13 protein-coding genes and 1 pseudogene are annotated in these 15920 nt (G+C 70.3%); 4 read left to right on the top strand and 10 right to left on the bottom strand.

Annotated elements, in window-relative coordinates; translation table 11 throughout:
* Positions 1 to 2 precede the first annotated feature (2 nt).
* Positions 3 to 278: pseudogene (locus LV75_RS29575) on the bottom strand (dihydropteroate synthase); the annotation flags it as partial.
* 158 nt (positions 279 to 436) lie between these two features.
* Between LV75_RS29575 and LV75_RS29570 the strand changes: the two are divergent.
* Positions 437 to 1576: a DUF2399 domain-containing protein gene (locus LV75_RS29570; protein WP_253890626.1), complete on the top strand. Its 1140-nt coding sequence runs from the start codon at positions 437 to 439 to the stop codon at positions 1574 to 1576.
* On the opposite strand, the gene LV75_RS29565 is transcribed toward LV75_RS29570, so the two are convergent.
* Complete coding sequence (locus LV75_RS29565) at positions 1542 to 2222, bottom strand: FadR/GntR family transcriptional regulator (protein WP_253890625.1); 681 nt, start codon at positions 2220 to 2222, stop codon at positions 1542 to 1544. The genes LV75_RS29570 and LV75_RS29565 overlap by 35 nt on opposite strands.
* Positions 2223 to 2320: 98 nt before the next feature.
* Between LV75_RS29565 and LV75_RS29560 the strand changes: the two genes are divergently transcribed.
* Both LV75_RS29560 and LV75_RS29555 read left to right on the top strand, forming a co-directional pair.
* On the top strand, positions 2321 to 2812 hold the full coding sequence (locus LV75_RS29560; RefSeq protein WP_253890681.1) for a gluconokinase: 492 nt from the start codon (positions 2321 to 2323) through the stop codon (positions 2810 to 2812).
* Complete coding sequence (locus LV75_RS29555; protein ID WP_253890624.1) at positions 2809 to 4155, top strand: GntP family permease; 1347 nt, start codon at positions 2809 to 2811, stop codon at positions 4153 to 4155. Before LV75_RS29560 ends, LV75_RS29555 begins: the two co-directional genes overlap by 4 nt.
* Positions 4156 to 4421: 266 nt before the next feature.
* Here LV75_RS29555 and nudC read toward each other — a convergent pair whose 3' ends face one another.
* From nudC to LV75_RS29530, 5 genes are all read right to left on the bottom strand, one after another.
* Positions 4422 to 5393 (bottom strand): NAD(+) diphosphatase, encoded by a 972-nt coding sequence (gene nudC, locus LV75_RS29550; RefSeq protein ID WP_253890623.1) that lies wholly within the window; start codon positions 5391 to 5393, stop codon positions 4422 to 4424.
* 133 nt (positions 5394 to 5526) lie between these two features.
* Positions 5527 to 6882, bottom strand: coding sequence for a M16 family metallopeptidase (locus tag LV75_RS29545; RefSeq protein WP_253890622.1), 1356 nt, complete (start codon positions 6880 to 6882; stop codon positions 5527 to 5529).
* Between the two features lie 85 nt (positions 6883 to 6967).
* Positions 6968 to 8251, bottom strand: a complete 1284-nt coding sequence (locus LV75_RS29540; RefSeq protein ID WP_253890621.1) for a M16 family metallopeptidase — start codon at positions 8249 to 8251, stop codon at positions 6968 to 6970.
* Positions 8252 to 8336: 85 nt separating this feature from the next.
* A complete protein-coding gene (locus tag LV75_RS29535; protein ID WP_253890620.1) occupies positions 8337 to 9809 on the bottom strand; it encodes a hypothetical protein in 1473 nt (490 codons plus the stop codon).
* A gap of 117 nt (positions 9810 to 9926) precedes the next feature.
* Complete coding sequence (locus LV75_RS29530) at positions 9927 to 11693, bottom strand: DUF2207 family protein (protein WP_253890619.1); 1767 nt, start codon at positions 11691 to 11693, stop codon at positions 9927 to 9929.
* Between the two features lie 135 nt (positions 11694 to 11828).
* On the opposite strand from LV75_RS29530, the gene LV75_RS29525 reads away from it, so the two are divergent.
* Complete coding sequence (locus LV75_RS29525) at positions 11829 to 13004, top strand: neutral zinc metallopeptidase (protein ID WP_253890618.1); 1176 nt, start codon at positions 11829 to 11831, stop codon at positions 13002 to 13004.
* Here LV75_RS29525 and LV75_RS29520 read toward each other — a convergent pair.
* The 3 genes from LV75_RS29520 to LV75_RS29510 form a co-directional block, all read right to left on the bottom strand.
* Positions 13001 to 13411, bottom strand: coding sequence for a hypothetical protein (locus LV75_RS29520; protein WP_253890617.1), 411 nt, complete (start codon positions 13409 to 13411; stop codon positions 13001 to 13003). The genes LV75_RS29525 and LV75_RS29520 overlap by 4 nt on opposite strands.
* A gap of 32 nt (positions 13412 to 13443) precedes the next feature.
* Entirely contained in the window at positions 13444 to 14505 is a 1062-nt protein-coding gene (locus LV75_RS29515; RefSeq protein WP_253890680.1) for a potassium channel family protein, read from the bottom strand.
* Between the two features lie 72 nt (positions 14506 to 14577).
* Complete coding sequence (locus LV75_RS29510; RefSeq protein WP_253890616.1) at positions 14578 to 15912, bottom strand: ribosomal protein L7/L12; 1335 nt, start codon at positions 15910 to 15912, stop codon at positions 14578 to 14580.
* Positions 15913 to 15920 lie beyond the last annotated feature (8 nt).

Raw genomic sequence — 15920 nt, 5'->3', positions numbered from 1 at the left:
AGCACCAGCTCGGTCACGCCTTCGCCGACCACGTCGTCGTACCGGACGCGGTGGGGGTCGGTCCGCGCGGCGCCTCCGGTGTGCGAGCAGACGATGCCGACCCCGAACTCGGCCGGCTTCGGGTCCGCGCCTGCCCAGGTGTCGTTGATCAGGTCGGCCCCGACCTCGCACACCGCCCGACCCACCTCGTACCGCCAGGTGTCGACGCTGATGACCAGGTCCGGGTGCCGCTCGCGCACCCGTGGCCGTGCCAGACCCACCACAGGTCGCTGGTCCTCCGCCCGACGACCGGACAGACTCCCCCGGGGCACCGGTGCGACGCGCGAGCGCGCGGAACTCACCGGACCCGAGGCGGAGCAACCTTCCGCCGCGCGGTCGGTCCACTGGCCACCGGCCCAGCAGCCCGCCCAACCCGAGCACCCAGGAGCGCAGCGCCGTGACCACCCACCCCGACCCGGGTCGCCCCGAGTTCGCCGTGTTGTGGCGGCAGGCACGCACGGCGGTGGCACGCGGCCAGGTCAAGCTGGGCTACAAGGCCCCCGACCCGGCGGCGGCGTCGGCCGTCAGCGCGGTGATCGGGCGCGAACTGACCGCGGGCATCGGAACGACCATCGTCGTCGCCGACCTCGACAGCCGGGTGCGCGCCGTATTCAGTTGTGGGCTGGGCGAATTGCTCTCCTCCCTGTTCGGTGAGTCAGCGGGCAGCGTGGTCGCCCCCGCGGAAGCGGACGACATCCTCGGTGCGGCGGTCGCGGCGGCCGGGGTCAGTGGTGGTTGGGTCGCGGCGTGGGTGGATCAGGCCCGCCGGTACGCCAAGATCTCGCCTGCCGAGTTGGCCGAGGTCGCGCCGAGAGCGGCAGCGGCGATCGCGCGGTTGCACCTGGGCGAGGGGGCACCAGCCGAGTGGATCGTGTTGTCGGACCTGGGTTTGGTTCGAGGAACACGACTGGCCGGGCTCGTGCTGCGGGCGGCGGCGGTGGCGCATGGGGCGGCCCTGCCGAAGTCCACAGTGGACGAGCGGCGGCTGTGGGAGCGCAGCGGCGTTCTGCTGGACGCGGTGTCGACAACGGTGCTGACATGGGGGTTCCCCGGATGTGAGGCGCGGACGGATGCGGGCTTGCCCACCCATCTGACCATCCGCGACACCATCCCGGCAGGGGTAAGTGCTTTCGTGTGCACAAGTCCGGTGGTTGTGGACAACTGCATCGCCGCCGGAGTCCGCTACCCGGTGATCTGCCTGTCCGGACACCTGAACCCGGTCGCCCGCACAATCCTGCCGAAGCTCCACACCGCCCACATCCACAGCGACTTCGACGCCCACGGACTGCTCATCACCCACCAGGCCCTGACCCTCACCAACGGCACCCCCTGGCGCATGTCCGCCGACGACTACCGAGCCGCCCTCACCCCAGGACACGACCTCCTCGCCCTAGGCCCCGACCCGCTCACCGCCCCCTGGGACCCCACCCTCCCCGAGGCGATGCGCGCAGGCTGGGCCATCCCCGAACACATCCTCGCGCCCACCCTCGTCGCGGACCTGCTCACGTTCCAGGGAGAACGTCCAGCACCTCGGTGACGATCGCGCGCATGGCGGCTTCGGCGCGGGCTGGGTCGCCCGCGGCGATGGCTTCGGCTACTTCGACGTGGAGGCGGACGGCTTCGGGTTTGGGGGTTTGGGGCATGAGGTGGTGGTGGGTGCGGCCGGTGAGTACGGCGTCGACCACGTCGCCGAGTTGGGCGAACATGTCGTTGCCGGAGGCGATCAGCAGTACCCGGTGGAAGGCGATGTCGTGCACGAGGAACGCGTCGAGGTCGTGGGTGCTGGAACGGAGCTGAACGGCTAGGGCGGTTAAGGCGCCTGCTTGTTCGGGGGTCGCGCGGGCGGCGGCCAGGGCGGCGGCGACCGGTTCGGTGGCGGAGCGCAGTTCGGTCAGCGACCGCAGTTGGCCCGCTCGGTCGGGGCCGTCGAGGCGCCAGCGGATGACGCGGGGGTCGTAGAGGTTCCAGTCGGTGCGGGGCAGGACTGTGATGCCGACCCGGCGGCGGCTGCTGACCAGCCGCATCGCCTCCAGGACGCGCAGCGCCTCGCGGACGACGGTGCGCGAGACCCGGAACGCGCGCTCCAGCTCCTCGGTGCGCAAGACCGCGCCAGCGGGGTACTTACCGGTCACGATGGCCGGGCCGAGGTCGTCGAGCAGTCGCCCGGGGAGTCCTGAGGTCACACCCGCAGTGTCTCACTCATATGACCAATGGGTGTCACCCTCTTGAATAAGTACTACTTTTGAGTTTCACTGGGTCGGTGCACACAGTCGTGGTCGTGATGGGCGTGGCGGGGTCGGGCAAGACCACCGTCGCCGGGCTGCTGGCCGAGCGGCTGGGGGTCCCGCTGGCCGAGGCCGACGAGTTCCACCCGGCGGCCAACATCGCCAAGATGCGCTCGGGGGTCCCGCTCACCGACGAGGACCGCTGGCCTTGGCTGGCCGCGATCGCCGACTGGATCGCCGAGCGCGGGCACGACATCGGCGGGATCGTCACCTGTTCGGCCCTCAAGCGCTCCTACCGCGACCTGCTCGCCGCCGACGCCCGGGTGTTCTTCGTGCACCTGACCGGCTCGCGGGACCTGCTGGCACACCGCATGCGTGGCCGCAGCGGGCACTTCATGCCGGTGTCGCTGCTGGACTCGCAACTGGCCGACCTGCAACCGCTCACCGACGGCGAACCCGGCATCGAGCTCGACATCGCCGCACCCCCCGACCACCTCGCCGAGGCCGCGGCCCGCGCCACCGCCGAGTTCGAAGGAGACCAGCCATGATCACCGCGGCGGCCTGGACCGGCCACGACACCCGACTCATCGGCGCCGCGGTGCTGGGCATCGCGCTCATCGTCGTGCTGATCACCAAGGTCAAGTTCCACCCGTTCCTGGCCCTGGTGCTCGGGGCAGGCACGCTCGGGCTGGTCGCCGGGATGCCGGTCGGCGGGCTGGTGGAGAGCTTCACCAAGGGCGTCGGGTCCACTGTGGCCGGTGTCGGCGTGCTGATCGCCCTCGGCGCCATGCTCGGCAAGCTGCTCGCCGACTCCGGTGGCGCCGACCAGATCGTGGACACCATCCTCAACCGCACCCCCGGTCGCGGCCTGCCCTGGGCGATGGCGCTGGTCGCCGCGCTGATCGGGCTGCCGATGTTCTTCGAGATCGGCCTGGTCATGCTGATCCCGGTGGTGCTGCTGACCGCGCGGCGCAGCGGTCGACCGCTGATGCTGCTGGCGATCCCCGCGCTGGCGGGCCTGTCGGTGCTGCACGGGCTCGTGCCGCCGCACCCCGGTCCGCTCGTGGCGGTCGACGCGCTCAAGGCCGACCTCGGCCTGACGCTGGGCCTCGGGGTGCTGGTCGCGATCCCGACCGTGGTCATCGCGGGTCCGCTGTTCGCCCGGCTCGCGGCGCGGTGGGTGCCGGTGACCGCGCCCGAGGTGGCGGTCGAGGAGGAGCGGCCGACCGAGCGGCCGAGCTTCGCGGCGACACTGGGCACGGTGCTGCTGCCGGTCGTGCTGATGCTTGGCAAGGCGCTCGCGGACATCCTGCTGGGCAAGGAGAACACGGTCCGGCACGTGCTGGACTTCCTGGGCACCCCGCTGGTGGCACTGCTGCTCGCGGTGCTCGTCGGGATGGTGACCCTCGGCCGCGGGTTCGGCCGCGACCGCCTGGCGGAGTCGGTGGGGTCGGCCCTGCCCCCGATCGCCGGGATCCTGCTGATCGTCGGCGCGGGCGGCGGGTTCAAGCAGACGCTGGTGGACGCGGGCGTGGGTGACGTGATCACCGGCCTCGCCAAGGACGCCAACTTCTCGCCGCTGCTGCTCGGCTGGCTCATCGCCGTGGCCATCCGCCTGGCGACCGGCTCCGCCACGGTGGCCACGATCTCCGCGGCGGGCATCATCGCGCCCCTGGCGGTGGGCATGGAACCCGCCCAGTCCGCCCTGCTCGCCCTGGCGATCGGCGCCGGTTCCCTGTTCTTCTCCCACGTCAACGACGCCGGGTTCTGGCTGGTGAAGGAGTACTTCGGGCTCAGCGTGGGCGAGACGGTGAAGACCTGGTCGATCATGGAGACTGTGATCTCGGTGGTCGGCATCGCCATCATCCTGCCGCTGAGCTGGCTGCTCTAGCGCCCGCCGCGCACCATCTGGCGGACCAGGAAGGTCTCGCCGGGCAGGCCGGGCACGAGAGCGACTCTCGCCGCCGGAGGGCAAGGGGTTGGCCGCCATCGGCCGAGGCCTGCGGCGACCAGCGGGATCGACCGCATGGGAACCGACTGCGGGAGCAGACAACAGCGAGAGGCGAACACCCTGGTTGATCGCGGGGCGAGCGCAGGCTCCGTGCCACCGCCCTGCGGCGAGTGGGGGTCACGCGCGACTCGGCTGAACAGGGCGGGCTATGCGCCGGTGGCGGCCCAGCCCTCGATCATCTGGCGGGCGATGGAGGTCTCGCCGGGCAGGATGAGGGTGGGGGTTTGGCCGCCAGTGGCCAGGGCGGCGGTGATCTCGGCGCGGTGGATCCAGCGGGCGTGTTCGATCTCGCCGTCGGCGGGGACGAGCGGGGCGGTGGGGTCGGCCGTGGCGGTGAAGCCGATCATGATGGAGCGGGGGAAGGGCCAGGGCTGGCTGCCCAGGTAGCCGATGTCGGTCACCTGGATGCCCACCTCCTCGGCGATCTCGCGGGCCACGCACGCCTCGAGCGACTCGCCGGTCTCCACGAAGCCAGCCAGGATCGAGTAGCGGTGTTCGGGCCAGATCGGTTGCCTGGCGAGGAGGACCTGGTCGGCGCCGTCGTGGACCAGGCAGATGACGGCGGGGTCGGTGCGGGGGTACTCCTCGCGGCCGCAGCCGGTGCACTTGGTCGACCAGCCCGCGGCGGTGGGGGCGACGGGGTGGCCGCACTTGGCGCAGAAGCGGGACCGGGCGTGCCAGTTGATCAGGCCGACGGCGGTGGTGAACAGGCCCGCGGCGGTGTCGTCGAGCAGGGCGCCGATGCCGCGCAGGTCGTGCCACTCCTCGCCGGTGTCGGAGATCGCGCCACCCCAGAGGCTCCAGGCGCCGGGCGGGGCGTTGGTGGGGCGCAGTTCCACGTCGGCGGGCAGGGCCCAGTAGGCGGTGTCGGCCTCTTCGCCCAAGAGCAGGGCGGCGTCGGGGCGCTCGGCGGCGACCTCGGCGGACGGGCGGGGGAGCAGGGCGGTACCGGCGTCGCGCACCGGCGTGCGGCCGTGCCGGTCGACCAGGATGACCTGGCCCGACTTCCACAGCCGATCGAGCCGGTCCGGGTCCTTGCGGGCCGACTCGTCGCGGACCGCGGTGGCGCGCGACAGCGCGGGCAGGGCGGCGAGCTGGAACGGTGCGCGGGCGGTCATGCGGTGGTCCCCTGGCTGCTGGTCGGACGGGCGGGGTCGGTGCCCGGCGCCAACCCTACGCAGCCGGGCACCGCGCGCGGGCGGGTTCCCAGCACCCCGCGCCGTCCACAGAGGACGGCGCGGGGTGTCCTGGTCATGGGAACCGGACGCCGCCGATGCAGGTGAGCGGGGCCAGCTTCGCCACATCGCCGACGATGACGCCGGTGAAGCGGGTCGGGGCGAAGAACTCCGCCGCGGCCTCGGCGACCTGCTCGGCGGTGACGGCCTTGAGCCGCTCCGGGTGGTTGACCAGCCAGTCGACGCCCAGGCCGAGCACGGCGAGGGCGGCCACCTGGGAGGCGAGCCCGCCCTGCGAGGAGGTGCTGGTGAGCAGGGAGCCGATGGCGTACTGGCGGACGATGTCCACCTCGGACTCCTCCGGCGCGACCAGGGCGATCCTGGCCAGCTCGTAGCGGATCTCCAGCAGCGCGGCGGCGGTGACGTCGCTGGCGGTGTCGGTGTCGATGAGCAGGGTCGCGCCGTCCGGGGTGAACTCCGGGTAGGAGCGGGCGTGGTAGGTGTAGCCCTTGTCCTCGCGGATGTTCTCCACCAGGCGGGAGGAGAAGAAGCCGCCGAGGGCGAGGTTGGCCAGCTGCAGGGCCGGGTAGCGCGGGTCGGTGCGGGTGATCGACTGCGCGCTGAGCCGGATCTGCGACTGGACCGCGCCCGGCCGGTCGATGACCAGCAGGTCGCCGGGGGTGAGCGGCGGCAGCGGGGGCAGCACGGCGGCCGAGGCGTCGCCGCGCCAGTCGGCCAGGGCGGCGGAGACACCGGCGACGGCCTTGACCGGCTCGACGTCGCCGACGACCACGAGCACCGCGCCGCGCGGCAGGACCGCGGCCTGGTGCAGGGCGCGCACGTCGGCGGACTCGACCTTGGCGACGTCGGCGGCCTCGGGGATCTCCCGGGTGAACGGGTGGTCGCCGTAGCGGTGCCGCTGCAGCGCCTGGCGGGCGATGACGTTGGGCTTGGACCTGGCCACGGTGATCCGCTCGATCAGCCGGGCCTTCTCCCCCGCCACCTCGTCGTCGGTGTAGGTGGCCGCGGTGAGCGCGTCGGCGAGCACGGTCAGCAGCGTGTCGAACCCGCTGGCCAGCGCGTTGCCGCCGAGGGAGAGCAGTTCCGGGTCGACCGCGGCGTTGAGCTCACCGCCGACGAGCGCGAGCTCGGTGTCCATGGCGACCCGGTCGCGCGACTTGGTGCCGGTGAGGATGGCGGCGGCCAGCACCTCGGCGGTGGGCGCGTGCGCGGGATCGGTGCCCGCGAAGGGCACCCGCAGCCGCAGCTCGACCATCGGCACGGTCGGCTGGTGCACGGCGATGACCCGCAGCCCGTTGTCCAGCACGGTGTCCACAACGGACAGGTTGGTGGCCGCCCGCTGCTCGCCGAGCGGGGGGAGCGGTCGGGGCCCGAGCTCGGTGCGCCCGATCTGCTCTGCGGTGCGGCTCACTGCTGTCCTCCTGCGGGAACGTGGGGGTGGGGTGACCGCGGGGACCCGCCCGCGGCACCGTGGGGAACGGGGTGGGCCGCGCGCGTCACTCGGCACCGCCGGAGGGGGTCACGGTGAGGATGGCGCGGGAGTCCGGGCGCAGGGCCTTGGCGGCCGCGGAAACCGCGTCCGGGGTGATGGCGCTGATCCGCTCGGGCAGCTCGTAGACCAGGCTCGGGTTGCCGTAGAGCAGTTCGAACGCGCCGAGGGCCAGGGTGCGGCTGACGATGCGGTCGTGCTCCTTGTGCAGGCTGGCCGCCCAGCGCGCGGTGATCTTGGCCAGTTCGGCCTGGTCCGGCGGGGTGCTGGCCAGCCGCTCCAACTCCTCGTCGATGGCGGCCAGGACCGGGTCCAGGGCCACCTCGGGGGAGTACATGGCGGTGATGGTGAAGGTGTCGGGGTCGCGGGCCTCGAACGGGCCGAACATGCCGCAGCCCGCGCTGACCTCGGTGACCAGCTGGTCGCCGTAGACCAGGCGCTGCTGCAGCCGGGACCCGTCGCCGTCGGTGAGCACGCCCGCGAGCACCAGGTACGCCAGGTAGGCGTCGAGCTCGTCGATCGGGTCCGGGATCCGGTACCCGATGGCGACGGCGGGCAGCGGGGCCAACGGGTCCGGGTGGTCGGCGCGGACCTCGGTGGTGGGCGGCGGCTCGGCGAACGACGGGCGCTGCGGCCGGGGCCGGGCCGGGACGTCGCCGAAGTGCCGCTCGATGAGCTCCTTGGCCGCCTCGACGGTGAAGTCACCGGCGACGGTGAGCACGGCGTTGGCCGGGGCGTAGTAGGTGTCGAAGAACGCGGCGCAGTCGGCGACCGTGGCCTGCTCCAGGTCCTCGAAGCCGCCGTAGCCGTTGTGCGCGTTGGGGAAGGTGTCGAACAGCACCGGCGGGAGCAGGATCCACGGGAAACCGCCGTAGGGGCGGTTGAGCACGTTGAGCCGGATCTCCTCCTTCACCACGTCGATCTGGTTGCGCAGGTTCTCCTCGGTGAGCTTGGGGGCGCGCATCCGGTCCGCCTCCAGGAACAGCGCGCGCTCCAGCGCGGCCGAGGGCAGCACCTCGAAGTAGTCGGTGTAGTCCGGGTGGGTGGACCCGTTGAAGGTGCCGCCGGAGGATTGCACGTGCCGGAAGTGCGCCAGCTTCTCCAGGCTCTCGCTGCCCTGGAACATCAGGTGCTCAAAGAGGTGGGCGAACCCGGTCCGGCCTTCGGGCTCGGAGCGGAAGCCCACGTCGTAGTGCACGCTGACGCCGACGACCGGCGCGGTGTCGTCGGGGGCGAGGACAACCCGCAGGCCGTTGGCGAGGGTGTAGCGGTGCGGCTGGGAAACGGTCACCTGGCGAGCCTACGGGAGGCGCGCCACAGGCGGACACCGTGCGTGTCCGCCTGTGGATGAACCGGTGGGGTTGTGGATAACCCGACTAGGCGGAGCGCTTGCGCCGCTGGGCGAGCAGCAGGAACGCGCCGCCGCCGAGCGCGGCGAGGCCGAGCAGGACCAGACCGCCGACCGCGGCGCCGGTGACCGGCAGGCCGCCCGAGCCGCCGTCGGTGTTCGGCGTGCCACCGCCCTGCGGGGCCGGGCTGGTGGTGACGACGCTGGTCGGGGCCGTGCTGCCGACCGTGGTGGTGGGCGGCGCGGTCGTCGTCGTGTCCGGGGTGGACGGTGTGGTCGTCGTCGTGGTGTCGCGCTCGCAGTCGACGGTGAACTTCTCGGTGGTGTCCAGGCCCGAGCCGGTCAGGTGCGCGGTGTAGCTGCCGTCGGCGAAGACCCCGACGTGGCGGGTCCACTGGTAGACGCCGTCGCCGTCGAAGCGGACGGTCTCCTCGAAGCCGGGCTTGCCGTCGACGGTGAACTTCCGCTCGGCCGGGTAGGGGCCGACGGCGTAGTACCGGATGGTCACGACCGACTGCTCGTCGACGCAGCGGGTGGACACCTGCAGGCCGTCGCGGTCGACCTTGACGTCCTCGCAGAAGTCGACGGAGACGCCGGTGACGACCTCGGTGCCGTCAGAGCCCTTCACGACGACCTTGTAGTCGCCCGCGGGGATGGGGCCGAGGTTGGCGCTACCGTGCGCGACAGCGGGAACGGTGACCGTCTTGGTCGCCTCGTGCGCGGTCACGGTGTAGTCCACCGAGATGCGGTTGGGGTTGTCGAGCTCGACCCACAAGGTGGGCTGAGTGGTGACGTTCTCCTTGCCGTCGCACTGCGCGTAGGTACCCACGCCCGGCGCGTTGCCGGAACGGCAGTTGACGCTGAAGGTCTTGATGATGGGCGGGTTGAAACCGGGCCCGTGCAGCTTGATCTGGTACTTGTCGCGGTCTTCGTAGGCGTTGTCGACGACCGTGAACGCGACACCCGGGGCAACCTCACCGGAGTGCGTGTAAGGCAGGTCGATGTCGATCGCGTACTCGCGCACCTCGTCGGTGGACGGGTTGGTGATCTTGGCGGTGACGATCCCCCAGCCGCCGCGGCACTGCACGGAGACCTCGAGCGGGTCGTCCGACGGGGTGTCCTCGGTGCACGGCTTGACCACGACCGGCAGGCCGTCGGAGGGCTCGCCCGCGCCGTCGATCTCGACGGTGTACTCGCCGGGCGGCACCGGCTTGAAGGTCACCTTCGGGTCGTCGGTGGCCTTGGTGGTCTTCGCGGGGAGGTCGGAACCCACCAGGCGGACCGTGAAGGGGCCGCTGTCGTGGATGTTGACCTCGACCGAGCGAACGCCCTTCTTGCAGATGCTGGCGACCGTGGCCGGGGTCGGGCTGACGACCTCGTCCATCGGGTAGTCCGGGAAGGACAGGTCCGGGTCGTCCTGGGCCAGAGCGGGCACCGCGGTCACGACCAGGGTCAACCCGGTCAGCACCGCCACGGCTGCGCGCTTCACGAACGTGAGCAACGGACCTCCCAGAACACGCGATGAAGTGCGCGAAACGTACACCGCGTGATGGTTGATCCGCTAATTACCCCCGAAGGTGTGTATGTCCAGGTCAGACACGTGACCGCTTGGCCACGGTCAGTGTTTTTCCGGCGGGGTCAGCACCCGGCTGAGTGAGTCGACGAACGCCGCCACCTGGTCGGCGAACTTCCCCTGGTCGGCGGCGACTTCCGCGTCCTGGGTGGCGTACCAGCGGACCGCGGCCGGGTCGATCGGGCCGAACCCGGACAACCAGCGCTCGGACTCGCCGAGGGCGACGGCGTAGGGCAGGGCTCGGGAGAATACGACCTCGCGCTCGGTCGGCGCCCTGTCCGTCGGCACCGTGTCTGACTGGACACCCGCCAGATAGAGGGCGACACCGCGCACCTGCTGCGCGAGCACCGAGCCACGCTTAGTACGCACTGGCACGAACCGCCCGCCAAGGAACAGACCCAGCCCACCCAACGCAGAAGCGATGCCGAGCAAGGCAGGGCCGCCGGTCAGTGCGAGCACCACAGTCCCGATGACGCCAAGAGCAAGAATGACAGCACCAGCGATAGCTAGGTGACCCACACGATCCGGGCGTCGCACGAACCAGCCGCGGTCGACGGCATCCGCGTGCAGGGCAGATCGCGCCCCGGCGAGATCCAGCGGGGCGCCGCGCAGTGCGGACAGAGTGACCGACTCGGTGCCCTCCGGAAGCAAGGTGGCGTAGACGGTGTGTTCGTAGGCGTTGAGGGCGTCATCGGCCGGGTTGCGCCGGACGATCTGCCAATCGCCGCTGGACTCGGTCACCCAGAGGTAGTTGCGGACCGCCAAGTCGACGATCGTGGCTGCGAAGGCACCTTCGTCCGCCCGCTCCGCGAGCACCGTTCCAGCCTGTCCCGGGAGGACTCCATCCGGCGAAGCGAAGGCAGCCTTGCCGCCGTCGTTGGCAACAAGTGCAACTGGCTCTACGTCGGCGACGAGCGACTTGGCGTCACGCGCTCGAGCACGCCAGAGGAAAACGAACCCACCTAGAAGCAAGAGTGCGACCAAGCCCAGCCCAGCACCGCTGACAGGCGTGACCGCGAAGGCCGTTGACGTTGCCTTGTCGAAGCGCGCGTTCGCGGGGACGAGCCCGGCGGGCAACTTGGCGGACAGATCCACCCGCGCTCCGACGTCCAGGTCGGACTGCACGACGCGGAGGATGCCGCCGCCATCCGTGAGCGCGGAGTCGCAGACCTCGTTGGTGCCAGGTTGTCCTGCCAGGCAGACGAAATCACGGCCGGGTCGCGGCGTGAGCAGCGAGACGCGCAAGAGGGCCAACTTGGTGTCCCACCCGCTGGCTGGCTGCCACCGGAACTCCTGCCGGTCGTCACCGTCGGCGATGGTGCCGTCCACGGTGTAGTGCACCGTCGAAGCGCCTTCACCGACGCGGATGGTGATGGCATCGGCGGTCACGTCCACCGTGCCGTGGCCCTCGATCCGCGCGTCGCGGACGGTGAACACGCGGTCACCGATGCGGAGTGGCGCGACGCGGGTCATCTGTTGCTTCGCCTGCACGATGATCTGCTCGCGGACGGTGAGCCTGCCGTCGCGCTCGACCTTGAGTTGGACGTTGACGCTGCGCGGGAGGATCGGCTGAACAGCGCCGGGAGGCCGGGTAGGGCCACCGGAGGGTGGGATCGGGTCGATGACGGGTGGCTTAACCGTCCCGGTCGGGCCCGGTTTGGGGATGGGGAAATCGATGCTCGGGGCTGTCGGCGGTATGGACGGCAGAGACGGGAACGTCGGCTGGACCGCCGCGCTCGCGCCCAACGCCAAACCCACGGTCAACGCGGCCGTCGTGGCTGTGACGGCGGCGACCCCCCATTTCCTCAACACGGCAGCGAACGATAGCCGAGCGCCCTTATGCTCACCGCCGGTCTGGCCGAATTGGCCAACTCCAGCCGACACGGGGGAACGATGAGCCATCCGCCCATGGGTCCGTGGCGTCCACATGGCCCATACCCGCCGCCGATGCCGGTAGCACCGCCGCCGATGGCATTACCGAACCACCCGCAGGCCTACCCGCAACCCGGCTACCCGCCGCACGGCCACTACCAGCAGCCCTCCCAGCAGCCCTACCCCCAGCAGTATCCACAGCAATATCCACAGAGGACCGCCTGGTACGGGCCGCCGCCCGGATACGTTCCGGTGCAGCCGAAGTCGAACACCGGCCTCGTTGTCGCGATCAGTCTGGTGACCCTCTTACTCGCGGGCGCGGCCTTCGTCGGATATGTCCAACTGGCGGGCAAGCGCAGTCGACCCAACGATGTCGGTTACTCCGCCCCCACCACCACGTCGGCCTCGCGCACTACGACGACAACCACCGCTACTACGACATCCAGACCGACTCGTAGTACGACCACGACCACAACAACGCGCGGCACGACGCGGTCCTCGCAACCGACGACGACTACGCAGGCAGGTCCGCAACCGGTTCACGCACTGGGCGACAACCCGCTGTTCAGCGCCACCAACGGCGTCAGCGTGGTCACCTGCAACCTCCCCGCTTGGCGCAGCGACCCCCAGTCGGCGCAGGCGTTCTTCACGGCAGCCCTGCCGTGCTTCGACAAGGCGTGGGCGCCGGTGATGCAACGCGCGAACCTCCCGTACTTCACCCCCGCGCTGAAGTTCCCGCCCGGTGAGACCTGGTCCAGTGCCTGCGGTACGGCCAAGTCCACGTGGGCAGCCTTCTATTGCGGACAGGACAACACGATCTACATGCCCTACGAGGGCCTCCAGATCGAGCAGTACGGCAACAAGGCCGGGGTCTACCTCGCGCTGTTCTCGCACGAGTTCGGCCACCACATCCAGGCGATCTCCGGCATCAACGACGCCTACTGGGATGCCCGCTACGAGGCAGGCGACCAGACCCCGACCGGGTTGGAGCTATCAAGGCGCTCGGAGTTGCAGGCGCAATGCTTCGGCGGCATGTGGTTCGCGGGCGGGCAGCACGGCGGCGGCTCTATCACCGACACCTTCATCCGGGACATGCTCGCGGACGGCTACACGCGGGGAGACTGGCAGCAAGGTGTCCAGCCGGACCACGGCAGCCCCCAGCACTACGGCGCCTGGCAGGAGCACGGTTTTAAGAACAACCGGACCATGCCGTGCAACACCTGGCTGGCCGCCGCTGCCGACGTGTCTTAGTCGCGCCGCTTGAGCTGGGTGAACCAGGCCCCGGCGATCCCGGCAAAGACGAGGAGGACCACGGCGAACGGGCGCGCGTCGAGCGTTGCCCCCGTCGTGGCCCGCGCGAGGTGGACAACGCCATCCCCGACGGTTACCTCTACCTTCTCCCCCGACTGATGACCGCAAGCGTCGAGGCGAGCCTCTTGCGTGCCGTGGTCGGTGGGGTAAGAGACTCGTTCCAGGCCACTACCGTCGCAAGGCACGCCAGCGAGAACTGTCGCCTGAACCGTCGTAACCGTCGTAGGACCACTGGACCAGTGCCCTAACGCGCCCGCCAATGCCAGCCCCAGCGCCACGACGACGCTGAATGCCGCGACCGCCGCCAACTTCAAGGCGGGAGCCGGGATGGCGAAGGGGACTCGCATCCCCGGATCGTCGCAGACCGCGCAAGGAGCCGTCAGTCCTCGGCCGGGGTTACCTTCCGGATGTAGAGCAACCGGTCGCCGTACTCGATGGCGTCAGCCTCCGAGGAGTCCACCCGGTAGAGCTTCCCGGCCCGCACCAGCCCGAGCACGATGTCGGGCAGGTGCCTCGGCGAACCACCGATCTCGCTCGGCTCGACCTCGCGCTCGGCGATGGCCAAGCCCTCGTCCGGGGTGATGAGGTCCTCGACCATGTCCACGACCGTAGGCGTGTGGGTGGCCATGCCGAGCAGCCGACCGGCGGTCTCGCTGGACACCACGACCTGGTTCGCACCGGACTGCCGCAGCAGGTGGACGTTCTCGGTCTCGCGCACCGCCGCCACGATCTGGGCGCTGGGCGACATCTCACGGGCGGTGAGGGTGATCAGCACGGCGGAGTCGTCCCGGCTGGCGGCGACGACCACCGACTTCGCCCTGGGCACGCCCGCCACCCGCAACACGTCGGCGCGGGTGCCCGAGCCGTGCACGGTCACCAACCCCAACGCCGACGCCGCGTCGAGCATCGCCTGGTCGGTGTCCACGACGACGATGCGGCTGGGTTCCACCCCGTCGGAGAGGACCGCGCTCACCGCCGACCGCCCCTTGGTGCCGTAGCCGACGACGACCACGTGGTCCCGCACCTTCGACCTCCACCGTTGGATCTTGAATGCCTGCCGTGAGCGCTCGGTCAGCACCGCGAGGGTGGTGCCGACCAGGACGATGAGGAAGAGGACGCGCAGCGGGGTGATGACCAGGATGTTGGTCAGCCGCGCCGAGTCGCTGTAGGGGGTGATGTCGCCGTACCCGGTGGTCGAGAGCGACACCGTGGCGTAGTACACCGCGTCGAGGAAGGAGATCCCGTCGTCGTTGACGTCGCGGTAGCCGTCCCGGTCGAGGTAGACCAGCAGCACGGCCGCGAACAGCGCGACCAGCGCCCACACGATCCGGCGGAGGATCGAGGTGACCGGGCTGACGCTGCCCTCCGGCATGCGGATGATCCCGACCAGGTCGTGCTCGGCCCGCGCCGCGAGGTCGTCAGACCGTCGAGGGCGGATCACCGCCACTGCCCCACCGTGCGACTCACGGCGGGAAGGCTACCCACCCGCCCCCGGATCCGCTCGCTCCCACCCTCAGACGATCTCCGCCGTGCTGCCGGTCTCGCGCACCTTGACCAGCAGCCCGTCGGCCTTCTCCCTGCTCAGCGCGGTGGCGATGGTGATCGGGACGCCGGTCTCGACCAGGTCCTTGGCGTCTTTGAGGCTGAGCCCGAGCTGCTCGCGCAACACCCTGATCAGCTGGATGCGGAACTCGCCGACCTCGGTGACGACCAGGTCGAAGGCGATCCGGCGCACGCTGACCACCTCGGACAGGTAGATGTACCCGTCCAGGGCCGTGGTGTCGCGCCTCACCAGCTCGGCCAGCTTGATCACCGAGACGTCGCTGATCTTGTTGACCGTCTTGTCCGGCCCGCTGGCGATCAGCGCCTGCCGGGAGTCGACGACCTCCTTGTAGAACGCGGGCAACCGGTACTGGACGATCAGCAGGTAGGCCAGCACCTTGGGGTCGTAGGCGGGCCCCTCGAAGATCTGCTTGGCCAGCTCGTTGTTGAGGATGAACGAGTTGACGAACCGCTTGAGCCCGCGCGGGTTGGGGTCGAGCCCGGCGACGATGTGCTCGGTCAGGCCCGCCAGCTCGTCGGGCAGCATCGAGCGGACGAACCGGGTCGCGGCGGCCTTGGTGATCGGCGGCAGCGCGAACGGGACCTGGACGATCTTGTCCAGGTAGTGCTCGCTGATGCCCTCGTCGCCGTAGCGGGTCCGGATGGTGCTCTCCAGCGCGTCCCGGTCGACGCCGAGGATGAACACGCAGTCCGGGAGGTTGAGGAACAGCTTCAGCGCCTCAAGGGTCTTGAGGATGTACTCGGGCAGGCACCGGTCGAGGTCGTCTATGAAGAACGTCAGCCGGATCTTGCCGCCCTTGGTGGCTTTAGCGAGCAGCTTGATGAGGTGGTCTCTTAGGAGGATCTGTTGCTCTCTTGCCGCGAATCGCTCCTTGAGGAACCTCTCCCGGAGCTCGTCCAACTGCAGGGTGGAGTCAACGAGCGGTTGGACCCACTGGGTGAGATCGGTGAAGGCACCCGCCACCGCGGTGAGCAACTCCTGGGCGTCCTCGTCCTCACCGAGGCCGAGCTGGGTGACCATGGTGTGCAGCAGGCCGATGGCGGGGTTGTCGTCGAACTGGTGCTGCCACGAGTCGAACCAAACCGTGTAGTAGTCGGGCTCCTTGCGCAGCTCGTCTTGCACCAACCGCATCAAGGAAGTCTTGCCGGTCCCCCATGACCCGTAGACACCAACCACGAGCGGGGTGCCACACACGCGAACAGCCGCTGCGAGCGCCCGGGCCATCTTGTCCCGGTCGAGCGTGTCTTTAGAGGCAGGCTCATCGTTGCGGATCCCAGTGGACACGTGGGGCT

This window comes from Actinokineospora diospyrosa, from assembly GCF_024171925.1.
Taxonomy (GTDB): Bacteria; Actinomycetota; Actinomycetes; order Mycobacteriales; family Pseudonocardiaceae; genus Actinokineospora; species Actinokineospora diospyrosa.
This window is presented reverse-complemented; position numbering and strand designations above follow the sequence as displayed.